25 protein-coding genes are annotated in these 24,504 nt (G+C 46.7%); 13 read left to right on the top strand and 12 right to left on the bottom strand.

Annotated elements, in window-relative coordinates:
* Positions 1-111: 111 nt before the first annotated feature.
* Genes argA through argC form a run of 6 tightly spaced genes read right to left on the bottom strand, consistent with a single transcriptional unit; the run spans position 112 to position 6,889 of the window.
* Positions 112-1,422, bottom strand: a complete 1,311-nt coding sequence (argA, locus tag KUL49_RS19755; protein ID WP_075177760.1) for an amino-acid N-acetyltransferase — start codon at positions 1,420-1,422, stop codon at positions 112-114.
* Positions 1,423-1,440: 18 nt separating this feature from the next.
* Complete coding sequence (gene argH / locus KUL49_RS19760; protein WP_014948049.1) at positions 1,441-2,823, bottom strand: argininosuccinate lyase; 1,383 nt, start codon at positions 2,821-2,823, stop codon at positions 1,441-1,443.
* A 53-nt stretch (positions 2,824-2,876) separates the two neighbouring features.
* Entirely contained in the window at positions 2,877-4,088 is a 1,212-nt protein-coding gene (locus KUL49_RS19765) for an argininosuccinate synthase (RefSeq protein ID WP_131138363.1), read from the bottom strand.
* Positions 4,089-4,125: 37 nt separating this feature from the next.
* Complete coding sequence (locus KUL49_RS19770; RefSeq protein WP_131138364.1) at positions 4,126-5,037, bottom strand: ornithine carbamoyltransferase; 912 nt, start codon at positions 5,035-5,037, stop codon at positions 4,126-4,128.
* Positions 5,034-5,879, bottom strand: coding sequence for an acetylglutamate kinase (argB, locus tag KUL49_RS19775; protein WP_014997131.1), 846 nt, complete (start codon positions 5,877-5,879; stop codon positions 5,034-5,036). The genes KUL49_RS19770 and argB overlap by 4 nt, the downstream gene beginning before the upstream one ends.
* On the bottom strand, positions 5,876-6,889 hold the full coding sequence (gene argC / locus KUL49_RS19780) for an N-acetyl-gamma-glutamyl-phosphate reductase (protein ID WP_131138365.1): 1,014 nt from the start codon (positions 6,887-6,889) through the stop codon (positions 5,876-5,878). Before argC ends, argB begins: the two co-directional genes overlap by 4 nt.
* 612 nt (positions 6,890-7,501) lie before the next feature.
* Here argC and KUL49_RS19785 point away from each other — a divergent pair.
* Entirely contained in the window at positions 7,502-7,912 is a 411-nt protein-coding gene (locus KUL49_RS19785) for a methylglyoxal synthase (RefSeq protein WP_131138366.1), read from the top strand.
* 53 nt (positions 7,913-7,965) lie between these two features.
* On the opposite strand, the gene KUL49_RS19790 is transcribed toward KUL49_RS19785, so the two are convergent.
* Positions 7,966-8,355, bottom strand: a complete 390-nt coding sequence (locus KUL49_RS19790; RefSeq protein ID WP_242633905.1) for a hypothetical protein — start codon at positions 8,353-8,355, stop codon at positions 7,966-7,968.
* 42 nt (positions 8,356-8,397) lie between these two features.
* On the opposite strand from KUL49_RS19790, the gene KUL49_RS19795 reads away from it, so the two are divergent.
* Entirely contained in the window at positions 8,398-8,814 is a 417-nt protein-coding gene (locus KUL49_RS19795; RefSeq protein WP_242633906.1) for a FlgT C-terminal domain-containing protein, read from the top strand.
* A 54-nt stretch (positions 8,815-8,868) separates the two neighbouring features.
* On the opposite strand, the gene KUL49_RS19800 is transcribed toward KUL49_RS19795, so the two are convergent.
* Positions 8,869-9,750, bottom strand: coding sequence for a Spy/CpxP family protein refolding chaperone (locus tag KUL49_RS19800; protein WP_131138367.1), 882 nt, complete (start codon positions 9,748-9,750; stop codon positions 8,869-8,871).
* A gap of 256 nt (positions 9,751-10,006) precedes the next feature.
* Here KUL49_RS19800 and KUL49_RS19805 point away from each other — a divergent pair, with 256 nt between their 5' ends.
* From KUL49_RS19805 to KUL49_RS19840, 8 genes are all read left to right on the top strand, one after another.
* Positions 10,007-10,720: a response regulator transcription factor gene (locus tag KUL49_RS19805; protein WP_131138373.1), complete on the top strand. Its 714-nt coding sequence runs from the start codon at positions 10,007-10,009 to the stop codon at positions 10,718-10,720.
* Entirely contained in the window at positions 10,720-12,081 is a 1,362-nt protein-coding gene (locus KUL49_RS19810; RefSeq protein ID WP_131138368.1) for an ATP-binding protein, read from the top strand. Before KUL49_RS19805 ends, KUL49_RS19810 begins: the two co-directional genes overlap by 1 nt.
* Positions 12,082-12,145: 64 nt before the next feature.
* Positions 12,146-13,123 carry an alpha/beta fold hydrolase gene (locus KUL49_RS19815; protein ID WP_039231048.1) on the top strand — a complete coding sequence of 326 codons (978 nt, stop codon included), beginning with the start codon at positions 12,146-12,148 and terminating at the stop codon, positions 13,121-13,123.
* A gap of 152 nt (positions 13,124-13,275) precedes the next feature.
* Positions 13,276-13,740, top strand: a complete 465-nt coding sequence (gene trmL / locus KUL49_RS19820; protein ID WP_039225063.1) for a tRNA (uridine(34)/cytosine(34)/5-carboxymethylaminomethyluridine(34)-2'-O)-methyltransferase TrmL — start codon at positions 13,276-13,278, stop codon at positions 13,738-13,740.
* Positions 13,741-13,912: 172 nt separating this feature from the next.
* On the top strand, positions 13,913-15,091 hold the full coding sequence (locus tag KUL49_RS19825) for an efflux RND transporter periplasmic adaptor subunit (protein ID WP_231514241.1): 1,179 nt from the start codon (positions 13,913-13,915) through the stop codon (positions 15,089-15,091).
* 1 nt (position 15,092) lies between these two features.
* Positions 15,093-17,063, top strand: coding sequence for a MacB family efflux pump subunit (locus tag KUL49_RS19830; protein ID WP_131138369.1), 1,971 nt, complete (start codon positions 15,093-15,095; stop codon positions 17,061-17,063).
* A 4-nt stretch (positions 17,064-17,067) separates the two neighbouring features.
* Complete coding sequence (locus KUL49_RS19835) at positions 17,068-18,477, top strand: TolC family protein (protein ID WP_131138370.1); 1,410 nt, start codon at positions 17,068-17,070, stop codon at positions 18,475-18,477.
* Positions 18,478-18,636: 159 nt separating this feature from the next.
* Positions 18,637-19,029 carry a hypothetical protein gene (locus KUL49_RS19840; RefSeq protein WP_039231040.1) on the top strand — a complete coding sequence of 131 codons (393 nt, stop codon included), beginning with the start codon at positions 18,637-18,639 and terminating at the stop codon, positions 19,027-19,029.
* A gap of 90 nt (positions 19,030-19,119) precedes the next feature.
* On the opposite strand, the gene gpsA is transcribed toward KUL49_RS19840, so the two are convergent.
* The 4 genes from gpsA to KUL49_RS19860 all read right to left on the bottom strand — a co-directional run bounded on the left by gpsA (position 19,120) and on the right by KUL49_RS19860 (position 21,432).
* The gene (gene gpsA / locus KUL49_RS19845; RefSeq protein ID WP_014975504.1) at positions 19,120-20,151 is read right to left on the bottom strand and encodes an NAD(P)H-dependent glycerol-3-phosphate dehydrogenase; all 1,032 of its coding nucleotides are present in this window, start codon (positions 20,149-20,151) and stop codon (positions 19,120-19,122) included.
* A 10-nt stretch (positions 20,152-20,161) separates the two neighbouring features.
* Positions 20,162-20,671 carry a protein-export chaperone SecB gene (gene secB, locus KUL49_RS19850; RefSeq protein WP_014948068.1) on the bottom strand — a complete coding sequence of 170 codons (510 nt, stop codon included), beginning with the start codon at positions 20,669-20,671 and terminating at the stop codon, positions 20,162-20,164.
* Between the two features lie 62 nt (positions 20,672-20,733).
* Entirely contained in the window at positions 20,734-20,994 is a 261-nt protein-coding gene (grxC, locus tag KUL49_RS19855) for a glutaredoxin 3 (RefSeq protein ID WP_014948069.1), read from the bottom strand.
* Positions 20,995-21,006: 12 nt separating this feature from the next.
* Positions 21,007-21,432: a rhodanese-like domain-containing protein gene (locus tag KUL49_RS19860; protein WP_014948070.1), complete on the bottom strand. Its 426-nt coding sequence runs from the start codon at positions 21,430-21,432 to the stop codon at positions 21,007-21,009.
* A gap of 447 nt (positions 21,433-21,879) precedes the next feature.
* Between KUL49_RS19860 and KUL49_RS19865 the strand changes: the two genes are divergently transcribed.
* The 3 genes from KUL49_RS19865 (at position 21,880) to KUL49_RS19875 (ending at position 24,464) form a co-directional block, all read left to right on the top strand.
* Positions 21,880-22,848: a murein hydrolase activator EnvC gene (locus KUL49_RS19865; protein ID WP_242633907.1), complete on the top strand. Its 969-nt coding sequence runs from the start codon at positions 21,880-21,882 to the stop codon at positions 22,846-22,848.
* 123 nt (positions 22,849-22,971) lie between these two features.
* Positions 22,972-23,880 (top strand): divergent polysaccharide deacetylase family protein, encoded by a 909-nt coding sequence (locus KUL49_RS19870; protein WP_069943637.1) that lies wholly within the window; start codon positions 22,972-22,974, stop codon positions 23,878-23,880.
* A 155-nt stretch (positions 23,881-24,035) separates the two neighbouring features.
* A complete protein-coding gene (locus tag KUL49_RS19875; protein WP_131138372.1) occupies positions 24,036-24,464 on the top strand; it encodes a MerC domain-containing protein in 429 nt (142 codons plus the stop codon).
* Positions 24,465-24,504: the final 40 nt, after the last annotated feature.

The raw sequence follows: 24,504 nt of genomic DNA on the forward strand, positions 1-24,504 counted from the left end.
ACATAGTCATAACGCTAATATATTCAATATGATATAAAAAGGAGAGGGAAGTTTCCTTACTAATTAACAATAAGGAAACGTCTAAATTGATTGGGCTTAGTGCGTAGGGCCTTATACCGATAAAGTGAATACTTTAGAATTACGCTGGAAGTTATACAGCTCTTTCTTCACGGCAGGTAGCGCACTTATGTCAGCAGGTTCAAACCCTTGCTCTAAAAACCAGTGTGCGGTAACTGTGGTCAGTACAAAAATGCTGTTAATACCGGCTTCTTTAGCACGGGCGCGCACTTCATCTAAAATCCGTTCGCCACGGTTTTTTCCTCGATAGTCTTGATGGGTTGCCACGCAGGCTAACTCGGCACAGCCGTCTTCAGGGTATAAATACAAGGCTGCACAGGCGATGATCATGCCGTCGCGCACTATCACTATAAACTGGTTAATTTCGTTCTCTAGACGCTCACGAGAACGCTTTACCAATACGCCGCTTTCTTCTAGTGGTTTTATCAGCTTTAAGATACCGCCCACATCTTCGATGGTCGCTGCACGCAGTTGTTCATAATGATGTTCCATTACTAACGAGCCCGTACCGTCGCGAGTGAACAGCTCTTGAAGCAAGGCACCGTCCTTTTCAAAGCTGATGCAGTGGGCACGGGGAACACCTGCAGCAACGCTGGTGGTGAGGGCGCTCAACACCGTATCTTCAGTGGTAATGTCGCCTGCCATGATAAGCTGTTCTAATTGAGGGCGTTCAATGGTGCGAAGTAAACGACCTTCGCGGTTGTATACACCATCAAAATTCGAAAATACGATCAGCTTGTCAGCTTTAAGGGCTATAGCCGCCTGCGTAGCTACGTCTTCGTGAGATAAGTTAAACACTTCTCCCGTTGATGAATAGCCCATAGGCGATAGCAGTACAATTGAGCCATCGTTTAAATGATCGTTAATGCCGGTGGTATCAATACGACGTACTAAACCGGTGTTTTCAAAATCAACGCCGCCTCGCACGCCCATTGGCTTGGCAACGACCAAGTTGCCAGAGCACACACGTATTTGCGAGCCGTGCATAGGTGAGTTTGGTAGCCCCATAGTCAGTAGGGCTTCTACCTGAGAGCGTACCGAGCCGGCGGCATCTTTAACGCACTCAAGGGTTTGTTTGTCGGTAATGCGTACACCGCTTTCAAAGCGACCTTCGATGTTGCGAAGGGCTACGCGCTGATCAATCTGCGGGCGGGCACCGTGCACTACGACCACGCGCACGCCCAAGCTATTAAGCAGGGCAATGTCGTGAATAATATTTGGGAAATTAGGATGTTCGATGGCTTCGCCACCGAACATCAAAACGAAGGTCTTTCCCTGGTGAGCATTAATATAGGGCAGTGAACTGCGAAACAATTTTATGCCGTCATGATGCGCTAATACCATCTAAGCAGTTCCTTGTCGCTACCCTTGCTTATCCAAGTCTTCCAGCTCTTGATACAGTGCTTTCGTCACGGTTTCTTTGCTGGTGCCGCCCAAGATATTGCGTTGATTCACGCCGTACTCTAGCTGTAGTACCGGGTATACGTCGTCTTCAATTTTGTCGCAAATAGCCTGCATGTCGCTTAGTGGCAAATCTTCAATGGCGCAGCCTTTGTCGATGGCCTGAAGCACAACGCGTCCTGCAATATCGTGGCCTGTTCTAAACGGTACACCTTTACCTACCAGATAATCGGCAAGTTCAGTGGCGTTAGAGAACCCTTGGGTTGCCGCAACACGACAGCGCTCTTCGTTTAACTGCAGTGAATCAAGCACTTCGCTGGCAATACATAAACAAATATGCCACTGATTAACCGTATCGATAGCGCCTTCTTTGTCTTCTTGCATGTCTTTGTTGTAGGCAAGAGGAAGGCCTTTCATGGTAACTAGCAGGGCCTGCAATGAGCCAAACACACGGCCACATTTGCCGCGCATTAATTCAAGCGCATCAGGGTTTTTCTTCTGCGGCATAAGCGATGAACCAGAGGTTACACTATCGCCAAGCTGTAAGAATCCTGCTTCGCCAGAGTTATAGAAAATCATGTCTTCGGCAAGACGTGACAAGTGCATCATGCTAGTGCTGGCTACAAATAAAAGCTCTAGCACAAAGTCTCTGTCCGACACAGCGTCTAGGCTGTTAAGGCATGGAGAGTCAAAGCCCAGTTCTTCAGCAATGGCATGACGGTCTACAGGGAAAGTCGTGCCTGCCAATGCGCCAGAGCCTAAGGGGCACTGGTTCATACGTACTTTTAAGTCGTCTAAACGACTTAAGTCACGCTTTAGCATTTCAACGTAAGCCAAGCACCAGTGTGCAAAGTGAATAGGCTGTGCACGTTGTAAGTGCGTGTAACCTGGGATGATCGCTTCTTGATGACGGCTAGCGGCATTCAGAAGCGATTTGATCACACCTAAAACATCAGCGCGAAGTGAGGCAATATGTTCACGTACCCACAAGCGAAAGTCGGTGGCAACCTGATCGTTTCGGCTACGCCCAGTATGAAGTTTACGACCAATGTCACCAAGCTTTTCAATAAGCGCAGCTTCAACAAAGCTGTGAATGTCTTCTTCGCTAGATGCGTTAAAGTCTAACTCACCTGCATCAGCTTTCGCTTTTAACTCGCTCAATGCAGACTCAAGCTGGGCTTGTTCATCAACGGTCAATACGCCTGCTTTTTGCAGCGCACGCGACCAACTGATAGAGCCTTGAATATCTTGGCTTGCCATAACTTGGTCAAACGGCAGCGAATCGTTAACCTGTTTAAACATACTACTTGCACCGGATTCAAACCGGCCACCCCACAACGCCATGTGATGCTCCTTAAATGCTGTTCTGACTTAAGCTTTACGATTGTATGTAACGCTTACTGTTCACCTTGTTTTTTCAATGCTTCGATACGGCTTGAAAGGCTGAACAGGCGGATAAAGCCTTCAGCGTGCTTCTGGTCGTAAACATCGTCTGCACCAAAGGTAGCAAAGTCTTCAGAGTAAAGGCTGTTTGGTGATTTACGCTGGGTAACCGTGGCTTGGCCTTTGTAAAGCTTAACCACGATATCGCCTGTTACTTTTTTCGCAAAAGAAGCAGCACCAGCTAATAGCGCATCGTTAAGTGCGGTGAACCAACGGCCGTCGTACATCACGTGTGAGAACTCAAGACCAATCTGCTCACGGTATTTAAGCGCAGCTTTATCTAGCACCATAGTTTCTAGGGCTTTATACGCTTTAAGCAGTACGGTGCCTCCTGGCGTTTCATAACAGCCGCGTGACTTCATACCTACAAGGCGGTTCTCAACAATGTCGATACGTCCAACACCGTGTGCCGCAGCAACAGTATTAAGTTTAACTAGCGCTTGATAAGGCGATAGTGCCTCACCATCAACGTGGGTCAGTTTACCTTCGTTGAACGACAGGGTTACGCGTTCAGGTGTGTCTGGTGCATCTTCAGGGTCAACGGTCATGGTCCACACTTGCTTGGTAGGCTCTTGCCATGGATCTTCAAGTTCGCCACCTTCGTGTGAAATGTGCCATGCATTTGCATCGCGGCTGTAAATCTTTGTTGCTGACGCCGTGGTTGGAATATTGCGCTCAGCTAGATAAGCCAATAAGTCTTCACGGCTTACCATGTCCCACTCACGCCATGGCGCGATTACCGTAAGGTCTGGGGCTAGAGCCGCAAAGGTACTTTCAAAGCGTACCTGGTCGTTACCTTTACCCGTACAGCCGTGGCATAGTGCGTCGGCACCTACTTTACGCGCAATCTCAACTTGCGCTTTGGCGATAACCGGACGTGCCATTGACGTACCCAGTAGATATTCACCTTCGTAAACCGCACCGGTAGTGATAGTTGGGAAGATATATTCGCTTACGAACTCTTCTTTCAAATCAACAATGTGGCATTCGCTTGCGCCAGATGCGATAGCTTTTTCATGAAGCCCTTCTAGTTCTTCATCACCTTGACCCACATCTGCTGCAAACGCGACAACTTCACAGCCATAGTTTTCTTTAAGCCATGGAATGATGGCTGATGTATCAAGCCCGCCTGAATAGGCCAGCACGATTTTTTTAACGTTTTGCATCTAAATAATCCTTCTAAGCGTCTTTTTAGGCGTCTTTTTAAGCGTTAAGTAATTGAGTAAGAATGGCGTTTTGGCCATGCATTCTATTTTCGGCTTGCTGCATTAATAGCGATTTATCGCTATCAATCAACGAGCCCGTAATTTCTAAATCGCGATGGGCAGGTTGGCAGTGCATAACGTAGCTAGCACCGGTTGCATCCATCAACGCTTCGTTCACCTGATAAGGCATGAACTTTTCTTTGATCACTTCAAGTGGCGTCTCGTCACCCATTGAAAGCCATGTATCTGCATAGATAACGTCTGCGCCGTTAGCAGCACTAAGCTCAGTGCTTTCAACAATCGATACACCCGTTTTCTCGGCAATCGCTTTGGCTTGCGCCACAATTTCAGGTGCCGCTTCGTGCCCCTCTGGCGTGACTACAACTTGGTTGCAACCTAGAAGCGCCCCAACAATTAACAGAGAATGGGTTACATTGTTGCCGTCGCCTACATAGGCCATGGTAAGACCTTCGGTTTTGCCGAAGCGTTCAAACATTGTAAGGTAGTCGGCAAGGCCTTGGCACGGGTGGTACTTATCGCACAATGCATTGATAACAGGCACATTTGCAGCCTTAGAAAAGGTTTCCAGCGTGCTGTGAGAAAAAACACGAGCGACTATGGCGTCAGCCCAGCATGCTAGGTTAGCAGCGGTGTCTACTGCGTCTTCACGGCCGGCTAATTTGCCCGACTGCACATCCAAATACACCATGTGGCCGCCGAGCTTGTTTATACCAATATCGAAGCTAACGCGGGTTCGCAAAGACGGCTTTTCAAACAGGGCAACAATTGACTTCCCCGCTAGCACGTTGCTGTAACTTGCTGGGGCTTGTTTAATTTCTACAGCCAATTGCAGCAAGTTTTTCATTGCGTCGGGTGTCCAGTCTGCAAAGGTTAGTAGGTCCTGTTTCATTGTACTTCTCCGGCATTGCCTTTTGTAAAGTCGGTGTGGGGTAAATCAGCGTTTTTTGACGGTGTATTTGTCAGGGCTGAGGGCAGTATTTGCGTGCCCGTTTTCTTATTTAAAATGTCGTTGATGTCGGCGGCCCAACTCGCGATGTAAACTGCGCGGCCTAAATTCTCTGCAGACGCGAGTGCCGCATCCACTTTTACTTTCATCCCGTCGGTAATAACGCCTTCATCTGCGTACTTCGATATGCTTGCTGCGCTAAGTTCGCTAATTAGCAATTTGTCACCGTCTAACACACCGTCAACATTGGAAAGAAGTAAAAGCTCAGCGTTAAGAAGCTCAGCAATAACTGTTGCGGCTTGATCGGCATTTACATTTAGTAATCTACCTTGTGGGCTTGAACCAATAGAACTGATTACCGGTAGTGTTGACTGGGCTAATACGCTTTTTAGAAATGATGCATCTGCTGTTGACGGTACGCCCACGGCACCATACTGGTCAGCTAGTGGCTCACACACCACCATATTGCCGTCTAACAATGACAAACCAACAGGGGTTAAGCCTGAAGCCAAAGCTGCTGCGCATAGCTGCTTATTGGCAGAGCCTGCGAGGGCTCCACAGATATAAGGCATATGTTCATCGGGCGTAACCCGAAGGCCATCAATTTTTGTGCTTTGAAGACCAAGACTCGCCATAAGCGTTTCTACTAATGGTCCGCCTCCGTGAACCACTACAACGGGGCGTGTGGCCTGCACGTCTTTGACGCTTAGAAATAAACGTGTCATTGCGGCGGTGTCGTCGAGTAATGCACCGCCAACTTTAATTACAATTGGTGAAACACTCATAGTACTAACCCTGTCTCTACTGGTTGTTTCGTCATTATGTTAAGGCACTGTATTGCCTGAGAGGCAGCACCTTTCATTACGTTGTCGATTGCAGCGGTAATCACTGCGTATCCAGATGCTTCATCTAACTTCCAATGAAGATCAACAAATGGGGTATGAGCAACGTCGTCAATTTTTGGAAAACTCTTGCGCAAACGCACAATGGGTTTATCAGCATAGGCGTCAGTGTACGCTTGTTCAAGTTGTGCGCTGGTGGTACCAGCTTTAACCTTAACGGTCACGGTCGCCAAGATCCCCCGTTTAAAATTACCCAAGTGCGGCGTAAAGATAACAGGGGTGCCCAAGTAAGCTTCAATTTCTGGGGTGTGACGATGGCCTAGCACGCCGTATGCCTGCAGGCTAACTTCAAAAAAGCTGGTGGTTAGGCTGGCTTTCCTTCCTGCACCCGATACGCCTGAAACAGCGTTAATTACAGGGCGTACGCTTTCATCCAGTAAATTATTATGTGCAAGAGGTTTAAGCGCACTAAGGCTCGCAGTGGGGTAGCACCCCGGCACAGCGATCACGTCAGCGTTGGCAATTTGCGCTTCATGCCACTCGGCAAGGCCGTAAACAGCTTGAGCCAAGCTTTGCTCTTGCGTATGTGGAAAGCCGTAGAACTGTTCAAAGACATTCGTGTCTTTTAGCCTGAATGCACCCGACAAATCGAGCACTTTGGCTTTGCCTGAAGATAAGACAGGCATCCAGTCGTGGCTCGCCTCGTGCGGTGTGGCAAGAAAGATAAAATTGACACCGTCAGCCATTTCTTCTAATGCCGCATCCGAAATTGGCGTAAGTGTAGAGTTTACGTGAGCCAAGTTACCGTGAAGCTCTGCAATGTTCTTACCCGCGTCGCTACTATTCTCAGACACGTAAGTGCCCGCCAATACCAGTTTTGGGTGTTGAATAACCAACTGAACGAGTTGTGCCCCTGTGTAACCACTGGCACCAATAATTGAAACGTTGTACATAATCAAAAATTCAATAAAAGGAGAAAAAAATCACTTTTTACCTTTGTAAACTGGTTGGGCGTTATTCGTTGCCTAACCGCGACCACATCACAAAGGTAAAAAGTGTGCTACCGCAAAAGCATAGAAAGGCGCACGCATCGTCGTACGCTATGCATCGTGTAGCCAGCCAGGGGAGAGGTAAACTCTTTATCGCTGCCAGTGGTTGAACCAACAACGCGAGTTGGTTGTGTCATCATCAATTCCTATCAAGTCGCAACTCAAAATTGTGAGTTGGATGCTTTAACCGTCGACTAGTGTATCTAATTTGAATGTTTATGCAATAAAAATGTATAAATATTTTATTGGGTGGTTGCGGCGACTACGCCACAAAAAATATAACTAATAATATATTTATTGTTGTTACAGTAAGTTGACAAGTTGCCCGTTAGAACTGAATATTTATACTCACTTCGACATACGGTGCATTAACAGTCTTCGTTATCGATGAACATTGCTTTTAATAATGCGCGGGGAAAACGCTAGCAGTAGCTTTTAACAGAACTCAGATGGGACGTTAATGGCTGTCGTCAGTGGGCTTAAGCATTGGTTGTTGGGATTAACTCGGAAAATAAAATGGGCAGACTTACCTTGGCGCTTGTTGCGCACGATCATAAAAAGCCTGAGCTACTTGCTTGGGTTAAGCAGCACATTGATGTGCTCAAACAGTGTAATTTAGTGGGAACAGGCACAACAGGCGGTTTAATTGCCAATGAAACGGGGCTAGAAGTTACGCGCTACAAAAGTGGCCCGCTTGGGGGCGACCAGCAGATAGGAGCACTCATCGCTGAGAATAAGCTAGATGCACTTTTCTTTTTCTGGGATCCGCTAAATCCAGCGCCTCACGACCCTGATGTTAAAGCGCTGCTACGACTGTGTTCGGTATGGAATGTGCCAGTCGCCTGCACACCTGCCACAGCTGACCTAGTAATAACGTCGCCGCTTTTTCTGTCACCCGACTACAAGCCAGTTAAACCGAATTTTTAAGATTGGTTAAGTCAACGGCCTTGTAGTTTGGTGGGCAGAAGCTGGTCTTTAGGTTAATTGATACCTCGTTGAACGAACTGGTAGGCAGCATCTGCTGCCTTGTTGGTTATTCCGGCGGTTATATCATCGGTCTGAATAGATGCGGTGGCATCACTCGCCAGCGTTTGTGGCGCACCTGAAATGTTAGCACTTACCTTACTGTCGATGCTTGGATTGCTAAAAACTGACGCGAGTAAAGACTGCCCCATCGACCACATATTGTTTGAAATACTTTGACCTGTCACATTCTCTACGGTCAAATCGATAGCGTTATACATCAATCCGCCAATTCCGCCATATAAAAAACTTCCCGCTAAGCTTGCTGCGGCGGCCGTGTGATTTGACGTGGTTGCTTCATAAATATCCGAAACTATGGGTAGGTGATTTTTAATGATAGCTATCACAGCTAGGCCGATTGGCCCTTTTCTCAACATTATTCGGTGGATATGAGCAACAGTTTGTTGTGGCGCAGTGATTTTGGGCGCATGGTCCTCAATACGGTACACGCTGCTATTACTGACATTCACGCGGCACTTCAGTGCGAAACGACTTATACGCAGGTCATTGATATCTCGCCTGACTACATTGCTATAGATCTGGGTAAAAATAGTGGGTTAGCCGTGGGCGATGAGTTTTCATTGGTTAAGCAACGGGCGCTGCCTGCGTTGGGCTTATCAAGAAAGCCGGGACTGTTTTCAACGAAGACTTTGACTTTGCAGGTGTACGAAGTTTCTGATGACGTCAGCTTGCTTAAAGCGGAGTCAGGTAGTGATAGCGTACATATTGGTGATTTTGTCACGCCGTTAACTCTCACGGCGAAACGTAGTTTAAAAGAAAGTCAGCAGGTTGAAAGCCAGCCATAAAAAAGGCTGGCCAGGGCCAGCACTTTTTACGGTGGGTTAGGGTGTTACTGAATACTAAGAACGCAGTAAGTCACGTAGCTTTCGGCCTTCCTCGCGCTGCGCTTTTAACTCAGCTTTCTGTTCAGGCGTTAATACGGCAAACATGGCTTGGCGCTGTTTGGCCTTTTCAACACCAGCACTGACAAGGTCGTCTTTGTACTGGGCAACAAGCGCGTTCCAAGAGTCTTGTGAGAAAGACGAGCTTCTAATCAGATCGCGCTGGGCTTCCTTGAAGCTTCGCAACGTTTCTCTATTGGCTTTGGATGTATCCTTGAATGATTCACGAAGTTCAGCAAGATTTGTCAGCTGATCATCGGTCAGGTCAATGCCTTCAAACGGCGTGCCATTGCGCTGGTGATCTCTGTCGCCTCTTTCACCTTTACCGTGACCACGGAATTTTTTGCCTTTGCCTTCATCATCCATACGTTTTGCAAATTGTGACTTTTGCTCGTCAGACGCGTTGCGTCGCTTATCGCCTCTCGCCGCTCTTTTTTGATCTCTACTTTCTTCGCGTGCCAAGACTTTCGCTTGCTGCTCTTCACTTAGCACGTTAAAAATATTGTGGCGTAGTTGCGCAAGCGCAAAGTGTTTCGACTCACGCTCTTCAAGTTGAGTTTGTATAAATGTGCTGATTTGTGCCTCAGAAGCAGTTTCAAAATCGAAACTTGGCTTCTCACTATCGTGATTTTCAGGTCGAGGGTTAGCGTCTTTAAATGCGCTTATGAGTGTTTTTATCTCTTCGCGTTGTGCGTCACTTAAGCTTAAACCGCGAAGGTGTTTAACACTTTCTTTAACCGGTTCGTGGTGACGCATACCAGGGCCTGCTGGCTGAGCCAACGCAAGTCCACCTAAGCTAATCGCCGCTACAGTTGCACTAGCAATTAATAACTTTTTCATTGTCGTCTCCTTTTTGTTCGGACACGTTAATCCTAGCGTGATAAATACAAAAAGCAGTCAACACACTGTAAAGCTTCTGTAAAGGTGATGCCGTTTTGTAATTGTAAAGGTCTGAAAAGATATAGTATGCGTTTGTCAGTGTTTTTCGTTTAATTTAGACAAGACTCACCACAAGCGCAGGTTGAAGTTTATAAAAATTACAGGCACTTTCATGAATCAAAGGTCAGCAGTTCCAACCGTTAAAGAGTTTAATACCATGAGTTCAGATTTTCATTTGCAGTCTATCCTTATTATTGATGATGACCTTGAGCTAACTGAAATGCTCTCCACGTACCTGTCGAGTATGGGATATCAAGTGCAAGTGCGTAACGACGGCGAAGAAGGGTTATCTGAAGCTGTATCTGGACGACATTACGATCTTATTTTATTGGATGTGATGATGCCAAAGATGGATGGCTTCGATGTGTTGAAAAAACTTCGTGTCAGCCATAGCACGCCTGTACTTATGTTGACAGCGAGAGGCGATGATTACGACCGCATTTTAGGTCTGGAAATGGGCGCCGATGATTATTTACCGAAACCGTTTAACCATCGTGAGCTAGTGGCACGAATAAAAGCGATTGTGCGTCGTCATAATCTTTCCTCAACAGGAGGTGCGGTTGAACAAGATTTATTTGTGAATGGCATCTTTTTAAGCCCAAGTAGCCAGCTCGCTAAAGTAGACGATGTGGAATTAACGCTAACCACAACTGAGTTTTTAATTTTGCGCTTACTAATGCTAAATGCCGCTCAGCGGGTAACGAAAGAAGAAATAAGCTTAAAGATACTCGGCAAGCCACTGCAAGCTTTTGACAGAAGCATTGATATGCATGTTAGCAATCTGCGAAAGAAAATCAGTGCAGTAGCCGTAGATGAAAAAATAAAAACCATCCGCGGAGTAGGGTACATGTTAATTGTTGGAAGCCATTAATGGTAAAACTGTTACGCAGCATCAGCCCAACGCGGGCCATCATGGGCCGTTTGTTTCTGTGGTTTTGGGCAACGTTCATTGTTACATCGCTTTTGGCCATTTGGGGAAGTCGCCTCTTTTTTGAAGACCTTCAAGTTGTGCAAATAAAGCCTCGCGAAGTAGAAGATTTAAATCAAGCCATTGAGCGGATGCAGCGTGGGCGCTTTCAGGACCTGCCGTTACATGAGACGCTAGATCGCAATTCACGTGGCGTGAGAGGTCGACTGGTTGCGGTAGATATTCGCGACAACCGCCTTATTTCAGGTGGAGGCCCTCCGCTTCGTGATAACGATAAAGAAGATTTACTGCGTTTGGTAAATCAAACCTCCCCGATTGCAGTAAAGCGCGGCGCATTCAAAATTCTCGGCCCGGTTTTCTTCGAGCGAAACAATTCACGCTTTGCGCTTTTTGCGGTAAAGCTAGATATGCCCGAAAAGCAAACTCCTCCGGTTCTGCTGTTTTTGGCGATTGCACTTATTACTACCACGCTTTTGAGCTGGCTATTTGCTAAAACGCTGACCAACCCTATTTTGCACATTCAGGGTTCAGCAAAACGTTTAGCAAGCGGCGACTGGCAAACGCGGGTGGGCAAGGCTGCCAAGCGTCAGGATGAGTTAGGTCAGTTGGCGCGCGATTTCAATAAAATGGCTGAACAGCTCGAATCAATGTGGGGCGCACAAAAGCGATTATTGGCCGATGTGTCTCACGAACTTCGTTCACCCCTAGCGCGACTGCAAATGGCGCTAGGTCTTGCCCATCAGCAAAATGTAGACCCTGCCACGTTATCTCGTGTTGAGCGAGAGGCTGATCGTATGGAAGCGCTGGTAAGCCAATTACTTACTCTTAGTCGTGCTGAAGCTGGCGAAGCCAACATGCAAAAACACGCTTTGTCTTTAGTACTCAACGATGTGGTTACCGACGCTAACTTTGAAGTGGCAAACAAAAACAAGCAGTTAAAAATTGACGATATACCCAAAAAGACGGTAGTCATTGACAGCATGATGTTTTGTCGCGCTGTCGAGAATGTTCTTCGCAATGCCATACGCCATAGCAAACTCGTCACGCATATTGCGTTTAGCGAAGATGCGCAGCATTGGTGTATTCACATTACAGATGACGGCGACGGGTTAACCATTGAGGAATGTGAGCGTATATTTTCACCGTTTTACAGGGCAACTCTTGCCAGAGAGCGCGAGTCAGGAGGCGTAGGCTTGGGCTTATCCATTGCAAAAGCGGCAGTTGAGTTGCATCATGGACGCATAATCGCTGAACCTGCTGAGCGCGGTGGGCTACGAGTTACTATGTCATTTCCCAAGTTATGATTGGGAACGTTGATAGCATTCCGTAGCCTAACAAAGAGCGCAATTTGACTGTAATAGGGTATTTATGAACTGGACGTTCACGTCTGAAAATAACTTAGCCAGCACTTTTGCCACGTATATCAATCCCTTCTGGCAAAACAGTGTTACTCAGGGCCACTTCTCTGGGAAAGACAATATCAAGGTACGCTTTGCGCACTGTATCCCAGAATCGCCGCGAGCTACCATTGTAATATGCTCTGGTCGAATCGAATCTTATTTAAAGTACAAAGAGTTCATTTACGATCTCTATCAAAATGGTTTCGCCGTATTCATCTTAGATCACAGAGGCCAAGGCTTGTCAGACAGGATGACCCGTGACCCTCAGCATGGTTATGTTGCCGATTTTGACGACTACGTTGATGACTTCGTTATGTTCGTAGAAACTATTGTAAAGCCACTGCAGCAAGGCCCGTTACAGCTGGTATGCCATTCGATGGGGGGCGCCATTGGTGCACTCACGCTGCTGCGTCTTCCGAATTTGTTTTCAAAAGCCGTTTTAGCTTCGCCCATGTTTGGCATTAAACCCGCTCTGCCCAATTGGTTGGCGAATGGCTTGATTCGCACAGGCCTTGCGGTAAACAGGATGAAAAAGAAAGATGCGGGGTACTTTTTTGGTCAAACCCCGTATATCGCGTTTCCTTTTTCACTTAATAAGCTCACCCACAGCAAAACCCGCTATGCTCTGTTTCGTGAACTGTATGACGAAGAGCAGGATATTCAGCTTGGTGGCGTGACTACAGAGTGGTTGGCCGCGGCACATCAGGCTATGAACAAAATTGAAAGTAGCGCACGCGCTATTACAACGCCTTCGCTTGTATTAAGTGCAGACGATGACGCGATTATTGATAATAACCGTCAGCGCCGCGTGGCGCAGCTTATGCCAAATGCAAAACTTGAAATAGTGCCCCGCGCTTACCATGAGCTATTCACCGAGTCTGACGACATTCGCGAGCGCTCTGTGGCGCGTATTCTCGACTTTTTGACAGAAGACTCGTCTACATAAGTGCAGCCGCAGCTAACATTTAGTGAGGTAATCATACTTAAGAGCAGCGCTTTCTATTTCACAGGTAATAAAAGTGTGTGCAAGGGTGATGAAGAATGGCGTTTCGGTATAAAATAAACGAGTTGTTAACTGTGAAGGTAATTTAAAAAAGCATGCTCGATATCGTACTCTATCAGCCAGAGATCCCGCCAAATACGGGAAACATCATCCGCTTATGCGCAAACAGTGGCTTTACGTTGCACTTAATCGAGCCCTTGGGTTTTGAATGGGACGATAAACGCGTTCGACGCGCAGGTTTAGATTATCACGAGTTTGCTCACGTAAAGCGCCACGCCAATTTAGACGCTTACCTGAATGATGCTAAGCCAAAACGGGTATTCGCTTGCACAACGAAAGGTAAAGCATTTCACAGCGATGTGTCTTATCAAAAAGGCGATGCGTTAATTTTCGGACCGGAAACCCGAGGTTTACCAGACGACTATATTCAATCGCTTCCCCCAGAGCAGCGTGTTCGCATCCCTATGTTGCCAGACAGTCGTAGTATGAACTTGTCTAATGCAGTATCGGTATTTGTGTATGAAAGCTGGCGTCAGTTTGGTTACGAGGGTGCTCGTTAGTACTTTCTTTAACGCTTACTGTTTTGCTAAAAACTCTTTTAACCATTTAAATCAAAGGCTTATTCAGCCTTTAAAAATGTCTGTAAAGATAGCGTAAATGTAAAGATTGTCTCTCGTGGCGAATCTTTACATTCGCTATATTGCATTCAGTTTTTTTTATGGATCGAATGCTTTGAAACTCCCTCTACCCATTAAAGTACTGCTCATTGCAATTATTGTGTTTGTGCCTGCTTATGCTGTTTATGCATGGCTATACTCACCTCAGACAAATACCGAATATCTCTTTCAAGATGCAAAGATACGAGACATCGAATTAAATTTGGTGTCTACAGGTCAGCTTGAGCCCAAGCGCTACGTAGAGGTAGGCGCGCAGGTTTCAGGTCAGGTAGACAATATTCACGTAGAAGAGGGGGATATTGTTAAAGAAGGCGATTTGCTGGTAGAGATCGATGCCCGTGTATTTGAAACACAAGTACAGAACTCTCAAGCGGCGCTGGACAGCAAAAAAGCACAGCTGGCTCAGCTGCGGGCAGAGCGAGAACTTGCCGAAGTGAGAGCGCAACGCAATCAAAATTTGTTTAAGCAAAATGCAGTCAGCCAAGATGTAGTCGTAAGCAGCGATACAAACCTTAAAGTTATCGATACCAAGATCACGGCGAGCATCGCACAGATTAAAGCCGACGAAGCCTCGCTGGAAGGGGATATTACTAAGCTCGGGTTTGCAAAGATATTCGCGCCAATATCCGGAACTGTAGCCACCTTACCGGTGCGTGAGGGGCAAACCCTGAATGCCAATCAAAACGCCCCCGTGTTGCTTCAAATTTCCGATTTATCAGTAATGACGCTTCGGGCTGAAGTGTCTGAAGCCGATGTGCAGAAAATAAAGCGCGGCATGCCAGTCTATTTCTCTACCTTGGGCGATAACAAAACCTTCTACCACTCTACCGTTCGTCAAGTGCTACCTACACCCACTGTACTTAATGACGTAGTGCTATACCAAGTGCTAATCGATGTTGAGAATCCTGAACGCACGTTAATGGACGCCATGACTACCCAAGTGTTCTTTGTGCAAGAGCAGGAGAAAGGCGCGCTTTCTGTGCCGTTAGCGGCAGTAAAAGGACGAGCTCGCAATCAATTCGTGATGCTTAAACAGGGCGATGAGGTGGTTCGCACGCCAGTAAAAGTAGGCATAAAAAATAGAACCCATATTCAAATTATAGAAGGCCTATCAGAAGGTGATGAAGTGGTTGTGGGTCTAGCAGACGGCACCGCAATGCCGGCCGCGGGTATGCGCAGAGTGCCGGGTGGGCAGCCGCCATCAGGCCCACCGCGCCGCCGTGACGGATTTTAATATGTCGTTAATACAGCTTAATGGCGTATCACGTCGCTACAAAACAGAAGGGTTTGAAGTCACCGCATTGGATAACGTTTCGTTATCAATCGATAAGGGTGAATTTGTCGCCATTATGGGGCAATCCGGGTCAGGAAAGTCGACCTTGATGAATATCCTAGGATGTTTAGACACCCCTTCAGAAGGGGAGTACCGTATCCACGGACAGTCAGTATCCTCGCTAAACCCCGATCAACTTTCTGCCCTTCGCTTGAAAACGTTCGGGTTTGTTTTCCAACGCTATCAGCTACTGTCGTCGCTAAATGCGACTGAAAACGTGGCACTGCCAGCAATATACAGCGGTACGTCTAGTGAAGATCGCACTCAAAAAGCGCAACAGCTGCTTGATAAACTTGGCCTTTCAAGCAGAAAAGAGCACAAACCCGGAGAGCTTTCAGGTGGCCAACAACAGCGTGTCTCGGTAGCGCGAGCCTTAATTAATGGTGCAGAAGTAATATTAGCCGACGAGCCCACGGGGGCGCTTGACTCGGCCAGCGGAGAGCAGTTACTGGCATTGCTTCGCGAGCTACACGCAGAAGGGGTGACTATTATTCTTATCACCCACGATAGTGCAGTTGCTGAACATGCCGACAGGCAAATACACTTACTTGATGGGAAAATTGTAACAGATACCAAAACCGCTGCGCCTAGCACAAGTGAATCAGTTGAAAAGAATGCGGCTTCAGTGCAGCACGTACATTCTCAAGAGCCCACGCCGCTACCGGCAATCAAACCTTTTCCAAGTATCTCACTTTTTTCAGCCCTATCTATGGCGTTCACTGCCCTTAGAATGAATTGGTTTAGAACCTTGCTCACACTCTTGGGGATTATTATTGGTGTAGCGGCAGTGGTGACCATGATGGCCATCGGTGAGGGAGGTAAACAGCAGGTACTAGAGCGCATTGAAACCATTGGCACGAACCTGATTTCGATTAGGCCGGGTGGACGAAACATGCGCTCATCCGGTGATATTGCATCGCTGACGTTAGCCGATGCCACTGCATTGAAAAGTGTTCCGGGTGTGGCTTATGTCGCGCCGGAAAGAAGTGCAAGGGCAACCATCCGATACAGCGAAAACGATTTTTCAGGACGTATTACAGGCACCACACCTGACTACTTTCATGCTAAAGACTGGGAAATGGCGCAGGGCGTGTTTTTCAGCGATGAAGACGTAACAAATTATGCGCCTGTGGTGGTAATTGGAGATACGGTAGCTGAGACCCTGTTTGAAGATAAATATCGGGCAGTAGGCGAGTACATCTTGATGCAAAATGCCTTTTATCAGGTCGTAGGTGTACTTCATTCTAAGGGCGCCAGTGCAGGTGGTAACGATATGGATGACGAAGTGCTCATTCCGGTTACAACTGGTCGTTTGAAGGTATTTGGTCGGGATTACTTAAGCAGCATTACCATAAAGGCAGAAAGTACCGAAGTAGCCACTCAGGTAAAAGACGATGTGCTGGCACTGTTGGTAGAACGTCACGGACAAGAAGACGTGATGGTGCGTACCACAGAGTCACTGGTAGAGGCGGTCACGGAAACGCAAGACACGTTAACTTGGCTCTTGGCGTCTGTTGCTGCCATATCTTTGTTTGTTGGCGGTATCGGTGTAATGAATATCATGCTGGTCAACGTATCTGAGCGTAAGAGGGAGATTGGACTACGCATCGCCACAGGCGCAAAACCTCGCGATATCTTGCGCCAGTTCAATATCGAGGCATGGGTAGTGTGTATCTTGGGTGGTATATTCGGCATTCTTCTGGGCTATTTTGTTGTCCTTATCGTTGCTTCATTCAGTGTGCCTGTCGCCTACACGCTAATGCCGCCCGTTTTGGCTTTTGTCACATCTCTCGCTGTAGGGCTCATTTTTGGTTATGCCCCTGCTCAAAAAGCATCAAAGCTTAATCCCATTGACGCGTTGGCAGAGGAGTAACGCCATGCATTCTTTTTGTTTTTCTTTGCCTCTTGCCGCTCGTTCATTACTGTGCGCGTTCTCTTGTATCGTGCTGACCGCAAGCTGCGCTTATTCACCTTCTACAACGTTGCCCGAAACTGACACGCAGGCGCTACAAAAAGCGAAGTCTGTGGACGCGACTAGTCAAATAACAACATCATGGTGGAAGGTGTTCGAGGTGGCTGAACTTGCGCCCGTTATGAAGTCGCTTGAAAGCCAAAATTTAACCCTTAATCAAGCCGAGCAGAGGGTAAAACGAGCGCAATTTCTATTAGCACAAGTTAATGCAGGTGACGTTCCGACTATAACGGCGAGGACATCTGGACGCAGTGGAAGAGACCTAGATAGTGGCCGTTCAAGCCACTCTACCTCAGGTGGACTGGGGTTGAGTTATGACGCGGACATATGGGGTACACGAGAAGCTCAGCAGCGCAGTCGTCAGTTAGGTATCGATACTGCACAGTATCAGTTTACCGATGCGCTGTTAGACACCCAGGCGTTGTTTATAAATACCCTTCTTGAGCAGATTTCACTGCAGTCGCGGCTGTCTATTGCGATGCAAAACGTAGAGATTAGCGAAGCGCTGCTAAACCTAGTTCAAATTCGCTTTGAAGAGGGGGATACCTCAGGTATTGAGGTTTCCCAGCAGCGCAATACCTTGATCAGTGCTCAGTCGGAGGTGCTGCGACTGAGCAATAGTTTAACGCTTAATGAGCGGGCATTAGCGGTATTGTTAGGTAATGAATCTATGCAATTTAATACGCCTGAACAAAAAGCGCTGCTTTCCCTTTCGCTAACCGATTTTTCACTGCCCGAAGTGGCACCTATATTAAGCGCTGAGGTATTGAAGCAGCGTCCAGATGTTCAGTTAGCTATAGCGCAATTTAAGCAGGCTGATTTAGCGTTTTACGAAGCGTCAGTGGCAGGTCTTCCAGGCATGAGCTTAAGTGCAGATATTGGTGTGAGTGATCTTTTGGATTTAGCGCAAGGGTGGACCTTAGGTGCAGCAGTAAGCTCAGCAGCAACCCTGTTCGACGGGGGACGGTTAGAAGCTGCAGAGAAGGCGGCAAAAATGGATGTTGCTTTGGCGATTTTACAGTATCAGCAGACGGTGCTTAGCGCGATAGAAGCATTGTTAAATAGCCAAACTAACTTGGTATTCAATCAACAAAACTACCGCTACGCGTTAGCCTCGCTCGAGAACAATCAGCAGCTTTATCGTCTTGCGGATATTCGCTACAAAGCCGGTGACACTGACTTTCTGAATTTGCTTAATGCTCAACGTAGCTTTTTCTCGGCTAGGCAATCTGTGATCAGTAATTATCAAGCCGTACTCTCTTCTGTCATTGCCACCTACAGAGAAAGTGCAGGCGCCGACATCACTTCGCCATAGCATTTAGATTTTCTCAAGCAGCAATACGAAAGCCCTGTGAACAGGGCTTTTTTGTGCGTTTTGTAAGGATTGGTATAAATCCTGTCTGAGTCAGGTTTCGTTCAGCTTCACTCATTAATATAGCCTGTGAACATGTACGAATGAGTTTGGAGAAGCATTATGAAACGTATTACCCTGAGTATTATCACCGGCGTTTGCTTAATGATTGCAGGGCAAGCAAGCGCCCATTCAGGTCATCATTCTCACTCGAATAGAGGGGCGAATGAAAGGGTCACTATTATTACGCAACCTGCTCGTCCGATTATTGACGTAGCCATAAGCGTTCCTGAAATTGGCCTGTACGTTAACGTCTTGCCAGGTGCGCATAGGGTAGAGGTTATCGACAATCATCGTTATTACGTTGCTAATAATCATTACTATCGCAAGCATGGGAATCGCTATGTGGTTGTCGATTCACCCTACAAAAAGGTGAAAAAAGTGAAGCACCACAAGCGCAGTCACGCTAGATATCACGACAACACTAAAGTGATCGTGGTAAGAGAAGGCCGCTAAATTCAGGTTAACAAGCTGGAAAAGATAGGAATAGTGGGGCGTTAAGAGGCTGATGGTTTTTGCTACTAAGCAAAAACCATCAAGTATTCACTAGGCTTCTTTTTTGAGGTCTCGACCAAGCAGAGCTAAGGCCGCCTCTTTAGGGGATTTTCCGTGATAAAGCACAGCATAAATTTGTTCACAAATAGGCATTTCTACGCCTACTTTCTTTGATAAAATGTGCACTTCTTCAGTGTTGCGATATCCCTCAACCACTTGTCCGATTTCGTCAATAGCAACATCGACACTCTTGCCTTGACCCAAAGCCAGCCCAAAGCGACGATTGCGCGATTGATTGTCGGTGCAAGTCAAAACTAAATCGCCAAGACCCGCCATACCCATAAAGGTTTCTGGATTTGCACCCAGCTTCACGCCCAAACGGGTAAGCTCTGCTAAACCTCGGGTGATCAGCGCCGTTCGCGCGTTTGCGCCAAAGCCAAGGCCATCGGCTAAGCCCGCGCCTATAGCGATAACGTTTTTAACCGCACCACCAAGCTGAACGCCGGTAAAGTCTGAGTTTTTGTATACTCTGAACGACTTTGCGCAATGCAGCTTTGCTGCAAATTCGTCACTCAGCGTATCGTCAGTGGAAGACAGCGAAATTGCAGTAGGTAAGCCTGCTACCATTTCTTTAGCAAAAGTAGGGCCTGATAACACGGCTAGGGGATAGTCGGTACCCAGTATTTCCTCTGCCACATCGCGAAGCAGACGGCCAGTTTTGGGCTCAAGTCCTTTGGTCGCCCAAATAATGCGTTGATGCGGTTTAAGCAATGGCTTTAAGCTTTGAAGCATAGCCGCAAATGCATGGCTGGGTACAACCACTAAAATATCTTGGCTGGCGGCTACCACTTCTTCTAAGTTGGCATTTACCACTAGGGCATCTGGAAATGTTGCGCCTGGAAGATAACGAGCGTTCTCTCGGTTCGCTTCCATTTCGGCAATGTGCTTTTCATCACGGCCCCAAAGCAGTGTGGGGTTGCCATTTCTGGCAAGACAAAAAGCAAGGGCGGTGCCGTAAGACCCCGCCCCCAATACTGAAACAGACTCTGAAACCGAATGCGACTTCATGTCCACGCCTTTCATGTTCACCTAATTAGGCGTCCATTTTTGGCGCTTCGCCCTGCGCTTGCTGTGCACGTTTTTGCACGTAAGCGGCAAAGATAGCGTCGAAGTTTACAGGCGCTAGGTTAAGTGGAGGGAATGTTCCACGGTTAACCAAGTTAGAAATGGTTTCACGCGCATATGGGAAAAGCATGTTCGGGCAGAACGAGCCCAGCGTGTGCGCTTTGTTTTGGTCTGGCATTTCGCCAATAGCGAAGATACCTGCTTGTTGCACTTCACAAAGGAATGCTGTTTCTTCACCAAGCGTTGCCGTAACGGTAACTGAAAGTACAACTTCAAATACATTTTCTTCTAGCTTGTTAGTGCTAGTGTCGATGTCTAGTTTAATTTCAGGCTTCCACTCTTTAGTGAAAATAGCTGGCGCGTTTGGAGACTCAAAAGAAATGTCTTTTGTGTAGATACGCTGAATATTGAACTGAGCACTCTGTTGCGCTTGTGCGCCCGCTGCTTCGCCGTTATTTGTCTGATTTTCGTCAGCCATGGTATTTCCTATTTAATTGTCGTTTTAATTTAATGTAGTGCGTTGCTGTATGCGCTGACGCTTTACGCCAAACCCAACATTGGATTTAGTTTGCTTTGTGCTTCCAAAGCCATCATATCGTCACAGCCACCAACGTGCTGATCGTCAATGAAAATTTGCGGAACAGTCCAGCCGCCGTTTGCGCGTTCAATCATCTCGTCGCGCAGTTCAGGCTTAACATCTATTGGGTATTCAATAAATTCTACACCTTTTTGCGTTAGCAATGCTTTTGCACGGTGGCAGTAAGGGCAGTGGCCCTTGGTGTAAAGTTCTACTTTGCTCATAAAGGTTACCTGTTATTTAGAAACGGGAAGGCTGGCACTTTGCCACGCGTTCATTCCGCCTTTTAATACACTCACATTCGCGAAGCCATCTTTAAGCATCGCATTTGCTGTACCACGAGCCTGATTACCCATAGCGCATACTACGATAATGGGTTTGTCTTTACTGTTTTCAAGTTTCTTGAAGTTTTTCTCACGCAACTCTTCAGGTTTAATTTGTCTGGCACCCAAAATATGGCCAGCTTTAAACTCTTTCGCAGGGCGTGTATCTAGCACTATCGCATCGTCTTTATTCATCAAAACCGTTGCTTCGTGCGTGCTTAATTCTTTCACTGAAGATGTCCATGCACTGATATAGCTAAATATCAACATGGCAATCAGCGCAACCCAAATACCAGCAAGAATAAAGTTGTTGCTAGCAAATTCAATTAGTTGATCCATTACCTCTAACCCTGTCTACAGACCATGAAAAGAGTGCAAAGTATATAGAAAAATGGGCGAGAAACCAGCTTACCTTTCAGTATGATGAATGTCAGTCATAGCGGGTTTGCGCCAAATACTTTAGATGATTGATATTACGAACAAATTGCACTGGGCATATGGAGGAGCGTCAGATACACTGGAAAACGTTGTTAACAGCAACGATGAAACACATTAAGTCATCAATGAAAAAGTTAAGGTTCTAGGCGCACGTATGTCAGTACGATTATTTCTTTCAATCATTGGGTGCATAGTTGCCCTTGCAATTATGCCGATTGGAAGTGGTGCTATTGCACAAGAAGGCGGTGCGAATAGTCAAAAGAAAAATTAGCTGAGTTACAGGCCGAACTGCGCGCTCGACAGCAAGTATTAGAGAACAATAGAGCCAGTGCACAGGAATTAGAAAATGTGCTGAAGGCCTCTGAACTCGAAATCGCTAAAGTGGCGAAAGCACTATCCAGCACCCGACAGTCACTTAAAAATATTGAGCAAGAACAAGCGAAGCTCGAAGAAGAACAAGAAGGGCTTAAAACGGCTATCCGTAAACAGCAGTCACTTTTATCGAGCCAGCTTAAAAGTGCATTTATGGCGGGGCATTACGACTACGCAAAAATGCTGTTTTACCAAGATGACGCGCGAACCTTCGAGCGTGTCATTACCTATTATCAATACGTGGCTAAAGCGCGCCAAAAAGAGATTGAGAGCTTTAGGGGAAATGTTGCTAGGCTTGAAGAAGTTAACGCAGAGCTTAGCGAAAAAGCCTTGTCACTTGCCGCTTTGAAAGATGAGCAAGAAGGTCAGCGAGCAGTACTTATAACCCGCCAGGACGATAGAAAAGCAACGCTTAAGAAAATAAACAAAACCATAGCCTCTGAAAACCAGCGTATTGCGTCGCTACAAGCTGATGAAAAAGCGCTGAAAGACGCCATTGAAGCGGCTCGGATTGCCGCAGAACGGGCTGCCCGTGAAGCCGAAGTGAGTATGGATGGACTTGCCAAATTAAAAGGTAAGCTGGCAGCACCTGTAAAAGGCAGAATACGAAACTTATTTGGTAGTCGCCGCCAAGGGCAAGTGTCTTGGAAAGGCATTGTGATAGATGGTGCCGAGGGCGACCCTGTAAACAGCATTGCGCCTGGAAAAGTGTTGTACGCCGATTGGTTGCGCGGATTTGGTCTGGTCGCTATTGTCGATCATGGCGAAGGGTATATGAGTGTTTACGGTCACAACCAAGCGTTACTCAAGCAAGCTGGCGATGATGTCAGGCAAGGTGAACGCATAGCCCTTGTGGGCCGAAGTGGTGGTCAGGAATATCCTAACCTTTACTTTGAAATTCGTCATAAAGGCAAGGCGCTAAATCCAAGCTCTTGGCTAGACTAGGCAGGTTAATTTTAGATTTTCAGAAACTAAGTTGAAACTGAATCAGTTGTTGGTATTCTAGAAAAAACACAGCATTGTGTAGTGTGCGCTCAATAATAATGATGAAAAACGGATGTGACTTAGATGCTTTTGCGTCTGCTAATGCCTTGTATAATCTTTGTTTTATGCGGGCTAACTAGCCTTCAAGTAAAAGCAAAGTCAGACATAATTATAATATTAGATGACCTGGGATACAGGCCGTCCGATGTCGCTGCTTTTTCTCTCCCTAAAGAAATTACCTTTTCTATACTTCCGCAAACGCCGCTGGCTTCTGAAATTGCGCTCCGCGCTGAGCAAGAAGGCAGGGCCGTTATGCTGCATATGCCTATGCAGGCGCAAAGTGGAAAGAACATGGGGCCCCTTGGGTTAACCACTGACATGTTCGCAGGTGCCATTACTTACAATTTGCGAAAGGCAATGAAGAGCGTGCCGAACGCGGTTGGTGTGAATAATCATATGGGAAGTGCGTTCACGGGGCAGCAAAAAGGAATGGAAGCGCTCTTAAAAGAGGTGAAGCGGCAAGGCTTATTTTTTGTGGATAGCCGAACCACGGTACTCACAAAAGGTGAAGAAATTGCGCAGCGGTTAGGTGTGCCTAGCGCAAGCAGACAGGTGTTTCTGGACCATAAGCTTGAGCCTGCATTCCTACTTAAGCAGTTCAACCACATGAAACGTATTGCTAAAAAGAATGGTCACGTTGTGGTTATTGGTCATCCCCACCCAGAAACCGTCGATTTCTTGAAAACTCATATACCCTCACTTGAAAAAGAAGGTTTAACCCTTACCTCAGTAACCGACTATTTTTCACATGCGCCGAAAGTGGCCAAGCAGTTTGGTAAAGAGCGCGATCAAACCGCTTCGCTCAATAACGCCGATGTGAAGGATAGCAAGGTAAGCATGACCGAAGAAAATGCCTTACACAGCAGTGGGCTAATGCACAGCTCCGCAGAAAAAGGCGTTGCTGAGCGCTTAGGCACAGCGCCAAACGAATAGCTTTTTTCCCCATTTTATACGTAGTTAGTTCATTTTCATCTCGTTAAGATCAAAATTTAATGTGGGAACGTTTCTCATTTCTGTGAGTCTGTTATAATATAACGTCTCTGGCGAATAGTTCGCGAACTCATTTTTTCACGGTGGTAATTAGGGTAATGACTCCAATTGACGAGAATCCAACAAAACTAGACAAACTTGGCATTTGGGTGTCGAGCTTGTGTGCGTTGCATTGCCTCGCGCTACCTGTTTTGGTGCCTCTGCTGCCGCTGATCGGTTCTAGCTTTTTTGCACAAGTGTGGTTCGAAAGAACGATATTAACCTTTTCGTTAATTGTAGGTGCAGTCGCCTTGGTTAGCAATGCAATTCGCTATCATGGCAAATACTACCCGCTTGCATTGCTGTTTACGGGTGGCGCTATTTATTGGCACAAAGATATTTTTGGGCATCACTACGAACCCTTTACCATCGCGATAGGTGCAGCGCTAATTGTAGCCGGCCACTGGGTGAATATGCGATTGTGTAGACAATGTAAGTGCTGCAAGAATACGGTGTTTTCAGACCACCTTTCAACTGAATTTAAGTAGTCAACTAAGCTGCAATTCAAGTAAAGCATTCCAAAAAAAA

Origin of the sequence: Alteromonas sp. KUL17, from assembly GCF_006538305.1 — a bacterium.
GTDB lineage: Bacteria > Pseudomonadota > Gammaproteobacteria > Enterobacterales > Alteromonadaceae > Alteromonas > Alteromonas macleodii.